Origin of the sequence: Selenomonas sp. oral taxon 892 str. F0426, assembly GCF_000468035.1 — a bacterium.
Classification (GTDB): domain Bacteria; phylum Bacillota; class Negativicutes; order Selenomonadales; family Selenomonadaceae; genus Centipeda.
On the sequence record NZ_KI260523.1, the window covers coordinates 162,391 to 179,580 of the forward strand.

At 51.0% G+C, this 17,190-nt stretch carries 19 protein-coding genes and 1 riboswitch; of the genes, 9 read left to right on the top strand and 10 right to left on the bottom strand.

Annotated elements, in window-relative coordinates:
- Positions 1 to 4 precede the first annotated feature (4 nt).
- Genes scpB through smc form a run of 6 tightly spaced genes read right to left on the bottom strand, consistent with a single transcriptional unit; the run spans position 5 to position 7,139 of the window.
- Complete coding sequence (gene scpB / locus HMPREF1992_RS01745) at positions 5 to 664, bottom strand: SMC-Scp complex subunit ScpB (protein WP_021684090.1); 660 nt, start codon at positions 662 to 664, stop codon at positions 5 to 7.
- Entirely contained in the window at positions 648 to 1,379 is a 732-nt protein-coding gene (locus tag HMPREF1992_RS01750) for a ScpA family protein (RefSeq protein WP_021684091.1), read from the bottom strand. The genes scpB and HMPREF1992_RS01750 overlap by 17 nt, the downstream gene beginning before the upstream one ends.
- 9 nt (positions 1,380 to 1,388) lie before the next feature.
- Positions 1,389 to 2,018 (bottom strand): site-2 protease family protein, encoded by a 630-nt coding sequence (locus tag HMPREF1992_RS01755; protein ID WP_021684092.1) that lies wholly within the window; start codon positions 2,016 to 2,018, stop codon positions 1,389 to 1,391.
- A 16-nt stretch (positions 2,019 to 2,034) separates the two neighbouring features.
- On the bottom strand, positions 2,035 to 2,580 hold the full coding sequence (locus HMPREF1992_RS01760) for an NUDIX domain-containing protein (protein ID WP_021684093.1): 546 nt from the start codon (positions 2,578 to 2,580) through the stop codon (positions 2,035 to 2,037).
- A 35-nt stretch (positions 2,581 to 2,615) separates the two neighbouring features.
- The gene (ftsY, locus tag HMPREF1992_RS01765) at positions 2,616 to 3,551 is read right to left on the bottom strand and encodes a signal recognition particle-docking protein FtsY (RefSeq protein ID WP_021684094.1); all 936 of its coding nucleotides are present in this window, start codon (positions 3,549 to 3,551) and stop codon (positions 2,616 to 2,618) included.
- Positions 3,552 to 3,575: 24 nt separating this feature from the next.
- A complete protein-coding gene (gene smc, locus HMPREF1992_RS01770; RefSeq protein ID WP_021684095.1) occupies positions 3,576 to 7,139 on the bottom strand; it encodes a chromosome segregation protein SMC in 3,564 nt (1,187 codons plus the stop codon).
- 143 nt (positions 7,140 to 7,282) lie between these two features.
- Here smc and fba point away from each other — a divergent pair, with 143 nt between their 5' ends.
- Together fba and HMPREF1992_RS01780 are read left to right on the top strand one after the other, a co-directional pair.
- The gene (gene fba, locus HMPREF1992_RS01775; protein WP_021684096.1) at positions 7,283 to 8,281 is read left to right on the top strand and encodes a class II fructose-1,6-bisphosphate aldolase; all 999 of its coding nucleotides are present in this window, start codon (positions 7,283 to 7,285) and stop codon (positions 8,279 to 8,281) included.
- Positions 8,282 to 8,577: 296 nt separating this feature from the next.
- A complete protein-coding gene (locus HMPREF1992_RS01780; protein WP_021684097.1) occupies positions 8,578 to 9,483 on the top strand; it encodes a metal ABC transporter solute-binding protein, Zn/Mn family in 906 nt (301 codons plus the stop codon).
- Positions 9,484 to 9,532: 49 nt separating this feature from the next.
- On the opposite strand, the gene tadA is transcribed toward HMPREF1992_RS01780, so the two are convergent.
- From tadA to HMPREF1992_RS01795, 3 genes are all read right to left on the bottom strand, one after another.
- The gene (gene tadA, locus HMPREF1992_RS01785) at positions 9,533 to 10,006 is read right to left on the bottom strand and encodes a tRNA adenosine(34) deaminase TadA (RefSeq protein ID WP_021684098.1); all 474 of its coding nucleotides are present in this window, start codon (positions 10,004 to 10,006) and stop codon (positions 9,533 to 9,535) included.
- Positions 9,996 to 10,274 carry a hypothetical protein gene (locus HMPREF1992_RS01790; RefSeq protein ID WP_021684099.1) on the bottom strand — a complete coding sequence of 93 codons (279 nt, stop codon included), beginning with the start codon at positions 10,272 to 10,274 and terminating at the stop codon, positions 9,996 to 9,998. The genes tadA and HMPREF1992_RS01790 overlap by 11 nt, the downstream gene beginning before the upstream one ends.
- Before the next feature lie 140 nt (positions 10,275 to 10,414).
- Positions 10,415 to 10,762, bottom strand: coding sequence for a histidine triad nucleotide-binding protein (locus HMPREF1992_RS01795; RefSeq protein WP_021684100.1), 348 nt, complete (start codon positions 10,760 to 10,762; stop codon positions 10,415 to 10,417).
- 164 nt (positions 10,763 to 10,926) lie between these two features.
- A riboswitch (molybdenum cofactor riboswitch) is annotated at positions 10,927 to 11,078 on the top strand.
- Between the two features lie 97 nt (positions 11,079 to 11,175).
- Here HMPREF1992_RS01795 and HMPREF1992_RS11695 point away from each other — a divergent pair.
- From HMPREF1992_RS11695 to HMPREF1992_RS11985, 4 genes are read left to right on the top strand one after another with little or no spacing between them, the layout of a single operon-like run.
- The gene (locus HMPREF1992_RS11695) at positions 11,176 to 11,349 is read left to right on the top strand and encodes a hypothetical protein (RefSeq protein WP_021684101.1); all 174 of its coding nucleotides are present in this window, start codon (positions 11,176 to 11,178) and stop codon (positions 11,347 to 11,349) included.
- Positions 11,350 to 12,024 (top strand): TonB-dependent receptor, encoded by a 675-nt coding sequence (locus HMPREF1992_RS11700; RefSeq protein WP_255346836.1) that lies wholly within the window; start codon positions 11,350 to 11,352, stop codon positions 12,022 to 12,024.
- Between the two features lie 27 nt (positions 12,025 to 12,051).
- A complete protein-coding gene (locus HMPREF1992_RS11705; protein WP_369791851.1) occupies positions 12,052 to 12,867 on the top strand; it encodes a TonB-dependent receptor domain-containing protein in 816 nt (271 codons plus the stop codon).
- A 27-nt stretch (positions 12,868 to 12,894) separates the two neighbouring features.
- Positions 12,895 to 13,191: a TonB-dependent receptor gene (locus tag HMPREF1992_RS11985; RefSeq protein WP_021684104.1), complete on the top strand. Its 297-nt coding sequence runs from the start codon at positions 12,895 to 12,897 to the stop codon at positions 13,189 to 13,191.
- Positions 13,192 to 13,423: 232 nt separating this feature from the next.
- On the opposite strand, the gene HMPREF1992_RS01805 is transcribed toward HMPREF1992_RS11985, so the two are convergent.
- On the bottom strand, positions 13,424 to 14,203 hold the full coding sequence (locus HMPREF1992_RS01805) for a Rossmann-like domain-containing protein (protein ID WP_021684105.1): 780 nt from the start codon (positions 14,201 to 14,203) through the stop codon (positions 13,424 to 13,426).
- Between the two features lie 84 nt (positions 14,204 to 14,287).
- Between HMPREF1992_RS01805 and HMPREF1992_RS01810 the strand changes: the two genes are divergently transcribed.
- From HMPREF1992_RS01810 to HMPREF1992_RS01820, 3 genes are read left to right on the top strand one after another with little or no spacing between them, the layout of a single operon-like run.
- On the top strand, positions 14,288 to 15,349 hold the full coding sequence (locus HMPREF1992_RS01810) for an ABC transporter substrate-binding protein (RefSeq protein ID WP_021684106.1): 1,062 nt from the start codon (positions 14,288 to 14,290) through the stop codon (positions 15,347 to 15,349).
- Entirely contained in the window at positions 15,346 to 16,359 is a 1,014-nt protein-coding gene (locus tag HMPREF1992_RS01815; RefSeq protein WP_021684107.1) for an iron ABC transporter permease, read from the top strand. The genes HMPREF1992_RS01810 and HMPREF1992_RS01815 overlap by 4 nt, the downstream gene beginning before the upstream one ends.
- An 11-nt stretch (positions 16,360 to 16,370) precedes the next feature.
- Positions 16,371 to 17,150: an ABC transporter ATP-binding protein gene (locus HMPREF1992_RS01820; RefSeq protein ID WP_021684108.1), complete on the top strand. Its 780-nt coding sequence runs from the start codon at positions 16,371 to 16,373 to the stop codon at positions 17,148 to 17,150.
- Positions 17,151 to 17,190: the final 40 nt, after the last annotated feature.

The following is a 17,190-nucleotide window of genomic DNA, read 5'->3' on the forward strand; positions in this document are numbered from 1 at the left end:
GAATTCAATCCTTTGTATCGTGTGAAGACATCAAAGCATTTGGCCTCTCTGCTCCGATATCGGCAGTCACATTATCATGTTCAATCGCATCTACAGCTGCACGCATCTCCTCGAACAGCCGCAGCTGGTCATCATCCAGCGTATCCTTTACATCATCCATATCTGGGAGCGCCGGCAGATCGTCTATCTGATCGAGTCCAAATGCACGCAGAAACAAGTCCGTCGTTCCGTAGAGAATCGGCCGTCCGACAACCTGCTTGCGCCCCATTTCGCAAATCAGCTCCAACTCCAACAAGCGGCCAATCGAGCGCTCCGCCCGAACGCCGCGGATATGCTCCACTTCCTGTTTTGTAATGGGCTGCTTGTAAGCAATGATCGAAAGCGTCTCCATCGCAGAAGCGGAGAGTGTCGGCTGCACTGTCTCCGAGAGTTTCTTCACCCACGGAAAGGCATTCGGATGGGTCACCAGCTGATAGCCGCCTGCGGATCTGCGCAGAAATATACCGCTCCCCCGCTCCGACAGGATATGTTCCAGCTGTGTCAGAGCTTCCTGTACTTCCCATTCGGGAGCCTCTATGATTTCGGAGAGTTTGGGGACGGAGAGCGGGAGACCGGCAGCGAATAAGACGGCTTCCAAAATACTTGCCCTACTGAGAGACTGCACGGCTCCCCTCCTTTTCCGAAATAATGATTTCATAGTAGAGATGTTCTTGTGAGAGATAGACCATCTGCATTTTTGCAAGTTCCAACAAGGCTAAAAATGTCGAGAGAAGTTCTTCACGCGTTCCCGTAGGGAAGGCGTCGTTGAGCTTGATCCTGCCATTCCTGTGCCGAAGAAGCGTGAGGATGTCCGTCATCTTATCCTGCACGCGATATTCCTCTGCCGACACAACAACAGCCGGTATGACGGGTTCCTTCCGTATGCGTTGTACATCCGAAAAGATACGCATAAGAGTCTCTGCCGACAGTCCTGTAACGGGAAGCCTGTGTGCAGGAAGCGGTATCGGCGCCCGCTCCACATACGGACTCTGTGCATCATTCAAGGAAAAGAGAATGGACGATACCTCTTTGAAGCGTCGATATTCGAGCAGACGCTCCACAAGCTCCATCCGCGGATCTTCTTCATGCTCTTCTTCCACGTCACTTTTCGGCAGAAGCATACGTGACTTGATTCGCAGCAGTGCCGTCGCCATCACCAAAAATTCACTCGCGTATTCAATATCGAACTTGTACAGCGTATCGATATGGTCAAGATATTGTCGTGTCAAATCGGCAATGGGAATATCGTAGAGATCAATTTTGTTTTTTTCAATTAAATGCATGAGGAGATCCATCGGCCCCTCAAACGCATCCAATTTCACAAGATAATCTGCTGCCATGAAGTATCCTTAGAACAGGAGAATGCTGCCGATGATCTTGTAGATCCCATATACCAACTGAAAGAGCGGCATTAAAACAACGCTGAGCAACGGCGTGGCGATGAACACAATCATGATCAGCAAACTGTATCGCTCAATGGATTGGTAGCGATAAGCAAGGTCAGGCGGCAGAAGGTTTCTCAAAATATGCGATCCGTCAAGCGGAGGAATCGGGAGCATATTGAAGATTGCAAAGTTGACGTTATAGACGAAGATCATCTGAATAATTCCGTAGGTAATCGGAGAAACATCTAGATTGTGTGAGCGGATGAAGAGGATCGCATAAAAAGCAATAAAGCCAAGGACGAGGTTCATTGCAGGTCCAGCAACAGACACCAATATATCATCCCGTTTCGGCTGACGGAAATTACTCGGGTTGACTATGACTGGTTTTGCCCACCCAAAGCGTACGAGAAAGAGCATGATCAGTCCGATGGGATCGATATGCGCACGCGGATCAATCGTCAGTCTGCCCATCAAGCGCGGCGTAAAATCTCCGAGCGACACAGCGGCTCGCGCGTGCGCATACTCGTGAAAGGTCATAGCAATGATGAGTCCCGGGATTCCGAGCAGCATCTCTTCAAAATTAAATCCGAACATCTTTATCTCCTGTGCATCAACAGCTCAGATGTTCTTGTGCCATCATGAGCGAAATAATCGTCTTCGAGTCTATAATCTCCCCCGACTTTACCATTGCCAGCGCATCGGAAAACGGCATTTGAACCACATTGACAAACTCGTCCTCATCGGTATGCTGTTTTCCGACCGATAGGTTCCGGGCAAGGTACAGATGAATATACTCGTTGGAAAAGCCTACCGTCGTTGCAATCGTTGTCAGTTTTTCATATTGTTCCGCCGTATAGCCGGTTTCCTCTGACAGTTCACGACGCGCACAGTGCAGGGGATCCTCCCCCTCCACATCAAGCTTCCCAGCAGGCACCTCGAGTGTCACCTGCCCGATGGGATAGCGAAACTGGCGCACCAGAATTACATTCCCGTTTGGCAGGAGGGGCAGCACCGCCGCCGCTCCCGGATGGTGAATCCACTCACGCACCGATTCCTTCCCATTGGGCAGACGCACCATATCGCGACGCACATGGAGCAATGTTCCGTCAAAGATATTCTCACTGCTGCGTTTTACTTCTACAAGATCCTCATACATCGTGGATCCTCCTATCACCGAACACACACATCGCCTTATTCCTGCTCTTCGTCCTCACGTTTTACAAACAAGGCACTCACAAAATCCTCTGCATGGAACGGACGCAGATCGTCTATGCCCTCTCCTACTCCAATCCATTTAATCGGAATCGAAAGCTGTGACTTAATCCCAATGGTTACACCGCCCTTTGCCGTTCCGTCCAGTTTCGTAAGGACAACGCCTGTCACAGGTGCTGCCTGTGTAAAGAGCTCTGCCTGACTGATTGCATTCTGCCCCGTACCGGCATCGAGGACGAGCAGGGTCTCATGCGGTGCTTCTGGAATCTCGCGCCCGATCACACGGTAGATTTTCTCGAGTTCCTGCATGAGGTTGGACTTTGTCTGAAGCCTCCCCGCCGTATCAACGATAACGATGTCGATATTGCGCGCCTTTGCCGCCTGCATTGCATCGAAAACAACAGCAGCGGGATCTGCCCCCTCACCGTGTTTGATCACCTGTGCATCGGCGCGTTTTCCCCAGATCTCAAGCTGATCGATGGCAGCGGCACGAAAGGTATCGGCTGCCGCCAAGAGAACCGATTTCCCCTGTCTGCGATAGTAGGCGCTCAGCTTCCCGATGGTCGTCGTCTTGCCGACGCCGTTCGTACCGACAACGAGCAGTACCGTTGGTCCATTCTCTGCCATCTGAAATGTATTTTCGCCCGCTTCGAGAATGGATACAATCTCTTTTTCCAAAAATGGAATCAGATCCTCGGGCGTACGAATCTCCTTTTGCTTGATCCCCTTGCGTACGGCAGCAATCAACGTCTCTGTCGTCTTGACGCCGACATCCGCCATCAGCAGAGTCTCCTCCAGATCATCAATCAGTTCATCGTCAATATCGGCATATCCGATAATAAGTCGTTCAATATTATGGGTGAAATTTTCCCGCGTTTTTGTCAAGCCCTTTTTGAGCCGATCAAAGAATCCCACGATAACTCCTTTCCGCCCAATACATCAGGCACTCTGTTCTGTGTCATAATCCTTCATGCGAATGGAAAGAACCTTAGAAACCCCTGCATCCTCAACGGTAACGCCATACATGGTATCCGCCGCACGCATGGTTCCCTTTCGGTGCGTAACAACGATGAACTGTGTGTTGCGTGCGAATTCTTTCAGGAAATCACCGAATCGCGATACATTCGCCTCATCGAGCGGTGCGTCGATCTCATCCAGAATAGAGAATGGCGAGGGGCGATAGCGCAGGAATGAAAAGAGCAGGGCTATGACCGTGAGTGCCCGCTCACCGCCAGACAATGCAGACAGATTCTGCCGCTTCTTATCCGGCAGTGTCACAAGGATCTCAACGCCACTGCTTAGTATATCCTCTTTGTCCGTCAGGCGCAATTCTGCAATGCCGCCACCAAAGAGCCGCACAAAGATTTCATTGAAGTACTCTTGAATCTGATGGAATGCGTCACGAAAGGTGCGTGTCATATCCTGATCGATCTTCTGGATGATCTGCTCGATGTCCTGCTTCGCAGCTTTCAGATCCGCAATCTGCTTCTCTTCCTCTTCGTATCGTTCCTTCTTTTCTGCGTATTCCTCAACAGCGTTGGGGTTCACTAAGCCGAGCGACTGAATGGAATCCTCCAATGCACGCAGACGCTCCTCCAGAATATCGGGGGCAACATCCTGTGCCTCTATTGCGGCTGCCTCCGGTGTCAGACCGAAGTTAGACAGGAGACTGTCACGACAATCGCCCATTCGCATATGGATGCGCTGCAGTGTCTTATCGCACTCATTCTGGTTTGCACGGATGGATTCCAGACGCGCAACAGCGCTCTTGACGGCACCGTCCAGCACACGGCTCTCTGCCTCGTGCGCCAAACGCTGATCCTTCAGTACGGCAGCGTTCTTTTCGTGTGTTTGGAACAGGGCATCCCGCTGCGCGATTTCCTGTTCCAACTCAGAAAGGCGCGCCATATCCTTTTGCAGTTCATCCGCAAGCTGCGTATCCTGCTTTGTAATATCCTGCAGTGTTTTTTCCGCTTCTGCATATTCGAGCACACGGGATTGACGGTTTCGCGTCATCGTTTGGATCTCCGTAGTCAGGGCAGTGAGCTCAATGTCCAGTTCGTGCAGGTGTCCTTCCTGTTCTTTGCCCGCATTGCGAAGCCCCACACAGCGTTCATTCAGCTGCGCAGTCGCCTTCGTGAACTTCTCCTCATATTGCTCACACTGAGCGATATAGCGCTCGAGGCGCATGCGTTTCTGGAGCAGCTTTGCGCCTTGGGCGCGGCGCTCCTCCTCCGTACGCTCCATCGTACGAAGGGCATTTGTCTGATCTTCGATACGCTCCTGCAGGACATCACATTTCCCACGTACTTCGACGAGTTCCTTCGCCAACCGCTCGGCCGCATCCTTCTGAGCCGCATGGTGCTCGTTTGTCTCCTTGAGAAGCTTCCTTTTCTGCTGTAAGGAAGCATTTATTTCTTCATGTGCATGCTCCTGTGTGCTAAGTTTTTTTTCTAGCGTATCAATTTCCATATGCCGATTCAGCAGTGAGGACTGCTGTTTCTTGCGTCCGCCGCCGGAGAGCGATCCGCCCGGATTCAGCAATTCTCCTGTCAGCGTCACGATGCGGAGACGGTAGTTCTCCTGTTTCGCCGCGATCAGAGCCTCGTCCAGAGTTTCCATCACGAGCGTCTGAGAGAGCAGATGATCTGCGACCTTTCGAAATCTAGCCTCGGTCTGAACGAGCGAATTTGCCCAGCCGATCACACCGCGATAGCGGCCAAGATTGATTTCACGCGGCTGACGCACTGTAATTGTTGTCAGTGGAAGGAATGTGACACGTCCGCCGTTTTTGTGCTTCAAATAGGATATAGCAGCCTTTGCCGTATCCGTATCCTCTGTGACAACATTCCGCACGCTCCCGCCGAGCGCAACATCGATGGCTGTAAGATAGCGCTCTGGAATACGGATGAGATCAGCGACCGTTCCGGCAACACCTCTGCGCCACCCCTCCGACGCCTGCAGGACAATCTGTACATCCCGTCCAAAGCCCTCATAGCTGTCCTGCACACGCCGCTGAAAATCGAGACTCTGACGGATGCGAAGGAGTTCCGCCTCCGATTTACGCGACTGTACCTCATCACCCTCGATTGCTCGGCGCAGTTCTTCGGCTTCACTATATAGTCGATCGCGTGCCTGCGATATGCCCTGCATATTCTGTTCCGCAAGGATAATTTCTTGGCGCTTGTCCTCAAGTTCATTTTCGATCGATGCAAGGAGTGCACGGCGGCGCTCCATTTCTGCCGCATGTTCCGCCTTGCCTTCATCCCCCTGCTGTGCAGCGTTCCGAGCAACGGCAAGCTGCTCTCTCAGACGCGCCAGTACACGCTGTACGGCAGCACGTGCAGAATCCTGCCGCGCCATCTCTCTTTCTTCATCTGAAAGCTGAAGCCGCAAACGCTCGGAGTCATCCCGAACACGCGCCTGTTCCTCTTGTTTCGCATCACTCTGTGCCCCCTTTTTCTGTAAGAGGGCATCGATCTGGGCAATCTCCTGTCTCGTGGCTTCTTTTTTTGCGGATGCAGACATACGCATTCCATCAAAATCCGCTTTGCGTTGTTTCCGCTGATCCTGCCATCCGTTGATGCGTGATTTCTCCTGCCGCAGTGCGTCCAATTCCGTTGACAGACGCCGACGTTCCTGCTCCTCCGCCTGGATACTGCGGTCAATGACCGCAATGTCAGCCTCAATTTCCTCTTTTTTGCCCTCAGCCTCCGCACGCACCCGTATTTCACTTGCCTCTTGATCACGATGCGTTTGCAGGGTTTGATTCACACTTTCCTGCTCCTTGGTGAGGCTGTCATATTGCTGCACCAGCGCCGTCAGTTGATACGACCGGCGTTCCGCATCGAGTGCACGAAACTGCAGCGTCTTTTCTGACTGGGCAGCCAGCGGTTCGAGTTCTGCCGCATGCGCATACATAATATCATTCAGACGCACGAGATCACTCTCGTTTTCTCTCAGCTTTCGCATCGCTTCCTGCTTACGCGTCCGATATTTCGTGATGCCTGCAGTTTCCTCAAAAAATACACGGCGATCTTCTGGTCGACTGTCAAGGATATCATTCAGTCGATTCTGTCCGATGATGCTCATACCGTCGTGCCCGATCCCCGTATCTGCAAAAAGCTGATAGATATCCTTGATACGGCAGCGTGAGTCATTCAGATATACTTCACTGTCACCGTTTCGATAGAGACGACGTTTGACAACGACTTCATCGTAGTCAATGGGAAGTTTCTTGTCCGTATTGTCAAAAACAAGTACTACTTCGGCAACGCTGAGCGCACGTCGTACGGCAGAGCCTGCGAAGATGATGTCCTCGGAACGCAGACCGCGCAGCATACGGATATTCTGTTCGCCAAGAACCCAGCGAACGGCGTCCGTGATATTACTTTTTCCGCTCCCGTTTGGTCCGACGACAGCCGTGATTCCCTGATCGAATTGAACGACAATCCGCTCGGCGAATGACTTGAATCCATACGCTTCCAAGCGCTTTAACTGCACGCAACGCACCTGCCTTTACAAATTAGTTCACTCATTATAACAGAACGGATGGGAAATTTCAAAAAACGGTATCTTCTATAAATAAACTATGCTATAATGAAAATGTTCGTGATATAATTTTAATTTCAATAGGGGGTAATCATATGCCACTTGTCGGAACAAAGGAAATGTTTAAGAAGGCTTATGATGGCGGCTATGCCATTGGCGCTTTCAACGTCAACAACATGGAGATCGTTCAGGGCATTACGGATGCCGCTGGAGAGCTTCAATCCCCGCTGATTCTCCAGGTCTCTGCAGGTGCCCGCAAGTATGCTCGTCATGAGTATCTCGTCCACCTTGTTAAGGCAGCTCTTGAAATCAATGATATCCCCATTGCTCTGCATCTCGATCATGGTGCAGACTTTGATATTTGCAAATCCTGCATCGACGGCGGCTTTACATCCGTCATGATCGATGGCTCCCACCTGCCGTATGCTGAGAATGTCGCGCTCGCAAAGCGCGTTGCCGAGTACGCACATGCACATGGTGTTGCCGTCGAGGCGGAGCTCGGTCAGCTTGCAGGCATTGAAGACGATGTCAACGTCTCTGCTGAGGATGCATCCTATACGAAGCCCGAAGAAGTGCAGGACTTTGTCGAAAAGACGGGCGTCGACTCCCTCGCAATTGCGATCGGTACTTCGCACGGCGCGTTCAAGTTTACACCGGATCAGTGCATGCGCAATGCAGACGGTGTTCTTGTACCGCCGCCGCTCCGCTTTGATATCCTCGAAGAGATCGAGAAGCGCATTCCTGGCTTCCCCATCGTTCTGCACGGCGCTTCCTCCGTCATTCCGAAGTATGTAAAGATCATCAACGAGAATGGCGGACATATGCCAGATGCGGTCGGTATCCCTGAGGATCAGCTGCGCCGTGCGGCAAAGTCCTCCGTCTGCAAGATCAACATTGACTCCGATCTCCGTCTTGCAATGACAGCTGGTATCCGCGAACACTTCAATAAGGAGCCGGGACACTTCGACCCGCGCCAGTATCTGACCGATGGCCGCAGCTATATCAAGGAGCTCGTTTCGCACAAGATCAAAGAGGTTCTTGGTTCCGACGGCAAGGCTGCCGAAGTTCAGGCGCTCATTGACCAGAACAAGTAAAAATCTTACGCTTTGATAGCGGGACAAATGATATGACCTTACCTCGTGAACAACAAGAGTAAGGTCATATTTTTATGTGTGTTTATTGCCGCCTGTTCTGTTGAGTAACAATGATTTATCTGCTCTTGTAAACATAAAAGGAAATGTTGAATTGAACATCTATTTATATATTAGATTGAATAATAAAAAAATTCTATTTTTATGTTGACAATACATCTCAATATGCGCTATGATTCCATTTGTGAAACCTAACCCAGTTCACAAAATGTATTATTCACGAAGGAGATCATTTACCCATGCGTACAACAAGCAAAGTTCTATCACTTCTCCTCCTTGTCCTCTCTATTGCCCTTGTCGGATGCGGTGGAGCGGATAAGGCTGCGGAAAAGAAAACAGCGGAGCCATTCCGTATTGTGACTTCATTCTACCCAATGTACGTTGCAACCATCAACATTACGGATGGCGTTGACGGTGTAGAGGTTTACAATATGACAAAGCCCCAAACAGGCTGTCTGCACGACTATCAGCTGATGACAGAGGATATGAAAACGCTGGAAAAGGCGGATGCATTTGTCATCAACGGTGCGGGTATGGAGGACTTCATGGAAAAGGTGACCGAACAGCAGAAGAAGCTGAAGGTCATTGATGCCTCGCGCGGAATCGAACTCATCCACGACGAAGAGGGAGATAACCCGCATGTCTGGCTGAGCGTTACGGAGGCTATTGCGCAGGTGCGCAATATTGCCGATCAGCTGAAGGAAGCCGATCCTGCACACGCAGATGCTTATGAGAAGAATGCTGCAGCATACATCGAAAAGCTCACGGCACTCAAAACAGAAATGCACGCGGCGCTCGACAATGTTCCGCACAAGGATATCGTTACGTTCCACGAGGCATTCCCCTACTTTGCAAAGGAATTTAACCTGAACATCATCGGCGTAGTAGAGCGCGAGCCGGGGACGGAGCCGACACCGACGGAACTGCAGGAAACCATCGAGCAGGTCAACTCTCTTCCGACCAAGGTGCTTTTTACAGAGCCGCAGTACTCCCCTGCTGCCGCTGAGACCATCGCACGTGAGACGGGAGCCAAGATCTATACGCTCGACCCGGTTGTGACCGGCGAGGCAACTCCTCAGGCAAAGAATGCGTACATTGATACGATGAAAGCTAATATGAAGGTATTGAAGGAAGCTCTGCAGTAATTTTCCGCACACATATAAAGACATCCATCGCATATTGCGGTGGATGTCTTTATATGTGTGCGGCTCTATTTTTTCGTCGTTCTTGAAAAAACTGTTTGATAATCGCGGAGCATTCATCTTCCAATACGCCTGCGCGCATTTCCGGCTGATGGTTCAATGCCGGACAGCCTATGATGTTAAAGAGAGACTCACAGGCTCCTGCCTTTGCGTCTGTTCCTCCATATACCACACGGCTAATACGGCTCATCACAATCGCACCTGCACACATCGGACATGGCTCGATGGTGACATAAAGCGTCAGTCCCGTCAAACGCCACCGATCAAGGACCTGACAGGCACGTCGAATGGCGATCAGCTCTGCATGAGCAGTTGCGTCATGTTCCGTTTCGCGCAGATTATATCCGCTCGCGATGACTTCTCCCGCATCATTCAAGATAACGGCACCAATTGGAATTTCGCCAAGCGCATACGCACGCTCTGCTTCTGCCAGTGCCAGACGCATTCCAATCACATCATCCGGCATGGGGCAGTTTTCCCTTCATATCGGAAATATCAACTTTCCCTTGATAGAAAAGAGACTGTGTCGGACGGCCAACATCGAGTTGATACGCCCGACTCGAGGGATCATTTTCCGATGATCTCCTCTTTTTCTTTTCGAGCTCATCTTCGAAAATAGAAGCAAAAGCTTCGTCCTGCTCGCGCTCCTCAAATCCTCTTTTCCGTTCAAAAAGTTCTTCATTATCGAACCGCAGGGACTTTGTTCGCATTACGCGCGCAACACGTTCTACCATCACTAACACCTCCCATCAATATTGACACACTATTCTATCTTATACAATTAATATCGTTTTGTTTCAATGGAACTTAAACAAAAAAGACAGTATTTATCACAATATAACGTGACATAACACTGTCCTAATGCATTCTTATATTAGCCCGGCGGCCACGTTAGAGAACGTCCGCCGAGAATGTGAAAGTGCAGATGCCCGACGGTTTGCCCGCCATCCACACCCGTATTCGTCACAAGACGAAATCCACCTGCGTCGATGCCAAGCTTGCGTGCAATCTCCGGAACCACCTCGATCAGAATATGTGCAGCCACATCCCTGTCCTCTGCGCCAAACTCCAAAATACTTGCAATATGCTTCTTCGGTATGACGAGAACATGCTCTGGCGCCTGTGGATCGAGATCACGAAACGCAAGCACGCACTCGTCCTCATATACCTTTGTGGATGGAATTTCTCCGTGTGCAATCTTGCAAAAGATACAATCCGCCATAGGATTCACTTCCTTTTAATACGATTTATTGGAACAATTCGCTAAAAAGGAAATTATTCCTGCCTATCTTGATAATTTTCAATGTCACACGAGGAATATCACCGTTCTGTTAGAAAAGTGATTGGCATTGTATCACCCTATTTGATAGAATTAAACTGCAATTAAATAAACTTGTTTTCCGAGCAAAAATATCTAAGGGCGCAGTGCCTATGATATTTCGCCTGAGCAAGCATTTTATGGAATGTTTACGCTCACAGGGTTCTCGCAGAAATGCGGCAGCCTTCCCGTATTGAAAAGGAAAACGACAGGAACGGACTGCTATTTTTATGTGCAGGGACTGTTTGTCGTGCGCTTTGTACGGGAAACAGTCCCTTTTTTGTGTATCTATGGCGAACTGAAAAGGAGAGGTATTCATGAAACGAACACGGAAGTACCAGACCGCCCTCATGGCAGCCGTCATGGCAGGATTTGCATTTCTGCCGCAGGCATACGCCGCCGACACGGAATATGAGACTGATACGGTCAAAGTAGAGGCAGAGGGCGTTGACAAGTACCTTGTGACAACGAACACGATCACAGAGCAGTAGATCAAGGATCGCGGCTATCGTGACCTTGCCGATATCCTTTCGCAGGTCCCGGGGCTCTATATGGCGCCTGCAGCAAAAGACAGCAAGATGGTACGCGTTCGTGGTGCGAGCTCCGATCAAACAAAAATCTATATTGATGGTATTCCTGCCTTCCCTCTTACGGGTATTGTGTCAAACGCAGCGTCCGATCTCTCGACGATTCCGGCAGACAGCATCGCAAAGATCGAGATCATCAAGGGATCCGGTCCTGTACAGTATGGTACGGACTATAAGGGCGGTGTCATCCTCGTAACAACGAAGGACGGTAATGGTTCAGGAAAGTTTCGCGTGAGTGTTGCAGGCGGTTCGAATCATACCTATGATGCAAAGCTCGGCTACAGCGGCAGCGATAAGAATGTTAGTTATGCCGTCAATCTCTCAAAGCATTATTCAGCAGGCTATCTGGAAAACCAGATGAACAAAAAAATATACTTTGACGGTAAAATAAAGTTTAAAATGAGTAGCAAGTCATCACTGATGCTGAATGGCTACTACTCTGATATGGAGAGAGAAGTTCCGCAGTCCGTTGATCCGGCAACAGGAGAGTATGTTCTGCCAAGCGGACCAAGATGGTCTGTAGCAACGGGAGATGGTATAACTCCGGCTCAAAAAAAGAACAACAATGCGACCGATTGACGTTTTAAAGGCTTCAAGCAATCTAACATTGCACTTCAGTTCGACAATCGACCGAATGATATATGGCAGTATAATATTAAGTACTACCATATGATTGAAGAAAACAATCTCTGGGTACGTAATTTGCTCAGTACAGAGGGAGGAAGTCTTCCCCGCTTTACGCATAGAGCTCCGAAGTGGTATCGCAGCGGTTGGTTCTCACAAGGCAATGGTGTCGAAGTAAATGCATCAGTTGCTTATGACAGCAAAAATGTATTGAGTTTTGGGGCAAAGTATATAAAACTCAGTTGGAACACGGATGAAAACAACACTTCCTATCATCGTGATGGAAATGATGCACGCAGGAGCTTCTATGTCGAGAATGCATGGAGCGCCGACAATCGAACACGGTTGATCCTTGGAGTCCGCCGTGAAGATGTGACGCAGGATTTCCGTGATAATGACGCAGCAACACAGAAAACAACCTCAAAATCCAATGCATTTGATCCCGTTCTGAATTTTACACATGATATAACAAAGAATGATACAATTCGTCTTTCGGCAGGACGTTCTCATGTATTCGTCGGCTCAAAGGATGCGGCAGGAAATATTCGGAGCAGCTATCCCGTCCCAAAGCCGGAACGCAACAGCAATTACGAGATTGGGTGGAAGCATAAATTCGGCTCAAAGGCTGAGTTTGACCTTACCCACTTCCGCACCGATGTAAGAGATCGCATTAGGATGATAACATTCGGACGTGACCGTGTTTTAGGAAATGTCGATAAGACGCATATTCGCGGCTTGGAGCTTGCCTATCGGCAGACGTTTAGTCCAAAGCTTTTCGGCTTTGCTAATTATACATAGATCAATGCGAAAGACGAGAGCGCCGGTATGACAACGATTGCCTCCGGTCTCCCCACGCAGATATTTAATCTTGGCGTTACTTACCGTGAGGGCAAGCTGCGTTCCACGCTGCTTGGACGTGCTATGCGCGCACGATTGGACAGCAGCGGAGAGCCGACCAGTGCCGGCTATTTTGCGGCAGATCTCGATCTGCGTTATGAACCGCAGGCGGATCTCGGCATATTCCTGCGCGTCAATAACCTGTTTGATATGGACTACCAGTATAGATGGGGCAATCCTGCCGATGGCACGAATTTCCTCCTCGGCGTGGATATGACGTTCTAAGCACAAAAACGAGCCAGCTACAGGAGCGCCCCTATCGGCTCACTACGTTCGCCACTTCCCCCGTTTCGACGGGGGAAGCTAATATACTGTAATGTAAGGCCTCCCCCGTGCGACACGGGGGAGGGGGACCGCGAGAGCGGTGGAAGGGGCGTTTTGAGCGTTCATGCAACACCAACAAAGGGCTGCTGTACGAGTCAAAAGACTTCGTGCAACAGCCCCCTGTTGTATTATGTCAGTCGGTCAGCGGAAGAACGTCCGCCATCTTGCCGCAGCTTGCAATATCGGTTCCATAGCCGAAATGCACGAGATCGGCGGCGAGGGCGGCATCGGTTGCGGTAAATCCCGAAAGCCCGTCTGCACCGTAGTCAAAAAGACATGGGTGCATGGGCACGGAGGGACCGACGAGGACGGTCACAGCATTCCTTGAGAGTTCCAAGAGGCGCGGCATGGTCTTGTTGGCGAATGTCGCCCCTGTCATAAAGACAAAGTCCTGCTGCGGCAGAAGGAACTCTGCCGCCTCGGCCGGATAGTCCCCCCACTCCGGCTGCATCTCGAGGATGGAGAGGTCACATATAGATTCCCACTTCTTTTGAAAGTTTGGAAAATGCCCCACGACAGCAACCTTCTTTCCGCGAATCTGCTCCGTATACATGGCGAATGCTTCCAGTTTCTTGCGCTCATCCAATGTCTCGGCGGATGCATCTTCACCGTGGAATCCCTGCATCGCCTCCACCTTAGACGGCTGATTGTAGTAAGCGTTGATGGCGGCAGCGGCGATGGATGCCTCCTGCCCCTGCCACGAGCGCACGTACTCTCCCGCCTCGCGCAGAGAACAGCCGAGAAAGCTCTCCTTTCGCAGACGTGGGCGGCTGTACGCAGGGATCGTCATGCAGATGCCGACCAAATCCCCTGCACGCACATACGTCCACGGGCGTCCGACGGCATAGTCGTCGATATAGATGTCCTGCGGCAGCCCGTCGATGATCTCATCGTAAAGATTCCAGTAGTTCACGAAAATACCTCCTCACAGATCTGTTGCCTCTAGGATAACACAGCGATTCAGAGGATTCAACGGTGAACGGAGAACGAAAGGAAGATGTTTGTGAAAAAAAGAAATTCCTTGCTCATCGTATTATTGCTCCTCCTCGTACTACTCGTCGGATGCGGCCAGGAGACAAAGGAGAACTCTGCCTCTGAAACCTATTTATTCACGGACTCTGCGGGGCGTACGGTCGAGCTTCCAAAACAGATTGATCGCATCGCCCCCTCGGGCGGTCTGGCACAGATGGCACTCTTTGCCATTGCACCGGATAAGCTCGTCGGCGTTTCCGGACAGTGGAAAGATTCCGTCCTTCCCTATGTAGGGGATCAGTACCGTGATCTGCCGATTCTTGGTCAGTTCTACGGCATGAAGAATTTCAACAAGGAGGCGGTGCTCTCTGTCAACCCGCAGGTCATTATTGACGTGGGGGAGAAAAAAGCGACCATTGCCGAGGATATGGATCAGATTCAGGCATCACTCGGCATTCCTGTGATCTTCATCGAGGCGCGGCTCGACAATACCGATGAGGCATATCGTACACTCGGAAAAATCCTCGGCCGCGAGGAAGAAGGAAATGCTATTGCCGACTATTGTCACACAACGTATGCACGCATCAAAGCAGTTTCCGAAAAAATTCGGAACAAGCCAGGTGTTCTCTACGTTGGCGGAGCACAGGGCAATATGGCGGTCGCACGAGGCTCCTTCCATGCACAGATCGTCGATCTGCTCGCAGATAATGTTGCCGTGACGACAGAGCCGACTGAGGGTTCCATGAGTCAGGTCTCAATGGAGCAGATTCTGGCATGGAATCCGGAGGTTCTTGTGATTGCAGCCGAAACAGAGGCAGATTTCTCTGCACTTCCTTGGCGGGAGCTGCGTGCCGTGCAGTCGCAACGAGTTCTGCGCGTGCCGTCGAAGCCATACGATTGGATGGGGCGCCCCCCCTCTGTCAACCGTTTCATGGGGCTGTCGTGGCTTGCGGCACGCCTCTATCCCGAGGAGTCCGGCATCAATCTGCATGAGGAGATGAAGATGTACTATCGTCTTTTCTATCATTACGAACTGGACGATGTGGAGTGTGCGGCTCTGCTCGCAGGAGATCGTGTCCTCCCATGAGTAAATTTTCTCCTCAGTTCAAGCTTACGGTACTGGTGCTCGTGCTTGTTGCAACGATTTTTACCTCCTTCCTGTTGGGACGTTTCCCTCTCAGTCTGTCAGATGTCATTTCTGCATTCGGCGGTTGGTTGGGAATTGCACCGGAGACGCACACTGCCTCCTCTGTCGTGATTGAATTGCGCTTGCCGCGCATCATCGGTGCGGTCATGGTTGGAGCGGCACTCTCCGTATCCGGAGCAGCCTATCAAGTCATGTTCCGCAACCCGATGGTCTCCCCCGCCATCCTCGGTGTCTCAGCAGGTGCGGCATTTGGTGCGGCAGTCGCCATTCTGTGGAGTGTACCCGCATTTTTCATACATACAATGACCTTTGTCGGCGGTCTGTGTGCGGTCGCGATCACATACGTGATCGGTGCAAAGCTCTGCCGCGGCGGCAATGCAACGCTTGCGATCATCCTGTCGGGCATCATTGTGAGCACGCTCTTCACATCCCTGCTCTCCATGATCAAATATATCGCCGATCCTTATGATAAACTGCCCGTCATTGTCTACTGGCTGATGGGGAGTCTTGCATCCATTTCACTCGACAGTCTCTTCTTCCCGCTCATATTTATGGGAGCGGCATTCATCCCGCTCTTTCTCCTGCGTTGGCGCATCAATCTGCTCTCCTTTGGCGATGAGGAGGCACAGACACTTGGGATTCCCGTGGAACGTCTCCGTCTCATCGTCATTCTCTGTGCTACGCTGCTGACGGCGGCGGCGGTTTCGCTCTCTGGCATCATCGGCCTAGTCGGTCTGATTGTGCCGCATCTCGTGCGCTTTATCGTGGGACCTGACTTCCGATTTCTCCTGCCGGGTTCGGCACTCATGGGCGGACTGTTCCTGCTTGCCTCGGATAATATCGCACGAACTCTGTGGACGATGGAGATTCCGCTCGGGATTCTCACATCACTCTTCGGTGTGCCGTTCTTTCTCTATCTGCTCATCAAATATCATCATGGCTGGGATTAAAGAGGGACGATATGTTACTGGAACTAAAATCGGTTTCCTGCTGCTATGGGAGCGTTCCCATCTTTCAAAAAATTTCCTTTGCTGTCGAGTGTGGGCAGACACTCTGTCTGCTCGGACCGAACGGCGTTGGAAAGACAACGCTCTTCAAAACAATTCTGGGGCTGCTGTCCCCGCTGGCGGGTGATATATTTCTATCCGGAGAGAATATGTCTACATGGACGATAGAGGAGCGGGCGCGGCGTATCGCCTACGTCCCGCAGGTGCATACGCCCCCCTTCCCCTTCACCGTTCACGATGTCGTACTGATGGGGCGGGCTGCCCACATCGGCAGTCTCGGCATTCCCGGGAAAACGGATCAACGAATTGCAGACGATGCGATCGAAATGCTTGGCATCGCACATCTTTCGCAAAAGATCTATACGAAGATCAGCGGTGGAGAACGCCAGCTCGTTCTATTGGCACGTGCCATTGCACAGAGTCCGGAACTCCTGTGCATGGACGAACCCACGGCGAGCCTTGATTTCGGCAATCAGGTGCTCGTTATGAACCGCATCCGTGCGCTCAGTGCAACGGGAATCACGGTGATCATGACGACGCACGCCCCCAGTCATGCCTTTTACGGTGCCGACCAGACCGCGGTCATGGGGCGGGACGGTGTGTTTTTCGTCGGTCGAACAAATGATGTGATTACAGAGCAGCGGCTGGAAAAACTGTACGGAGTTACGTCAAAGATTGTCGGATATGATAATATTCCCGAGAGCCGCACCTGTGTTCCCCTTCCTCCACAGTAAAAACAGAGCAGTGACGCACACAATACGTCACTGCTCTGTT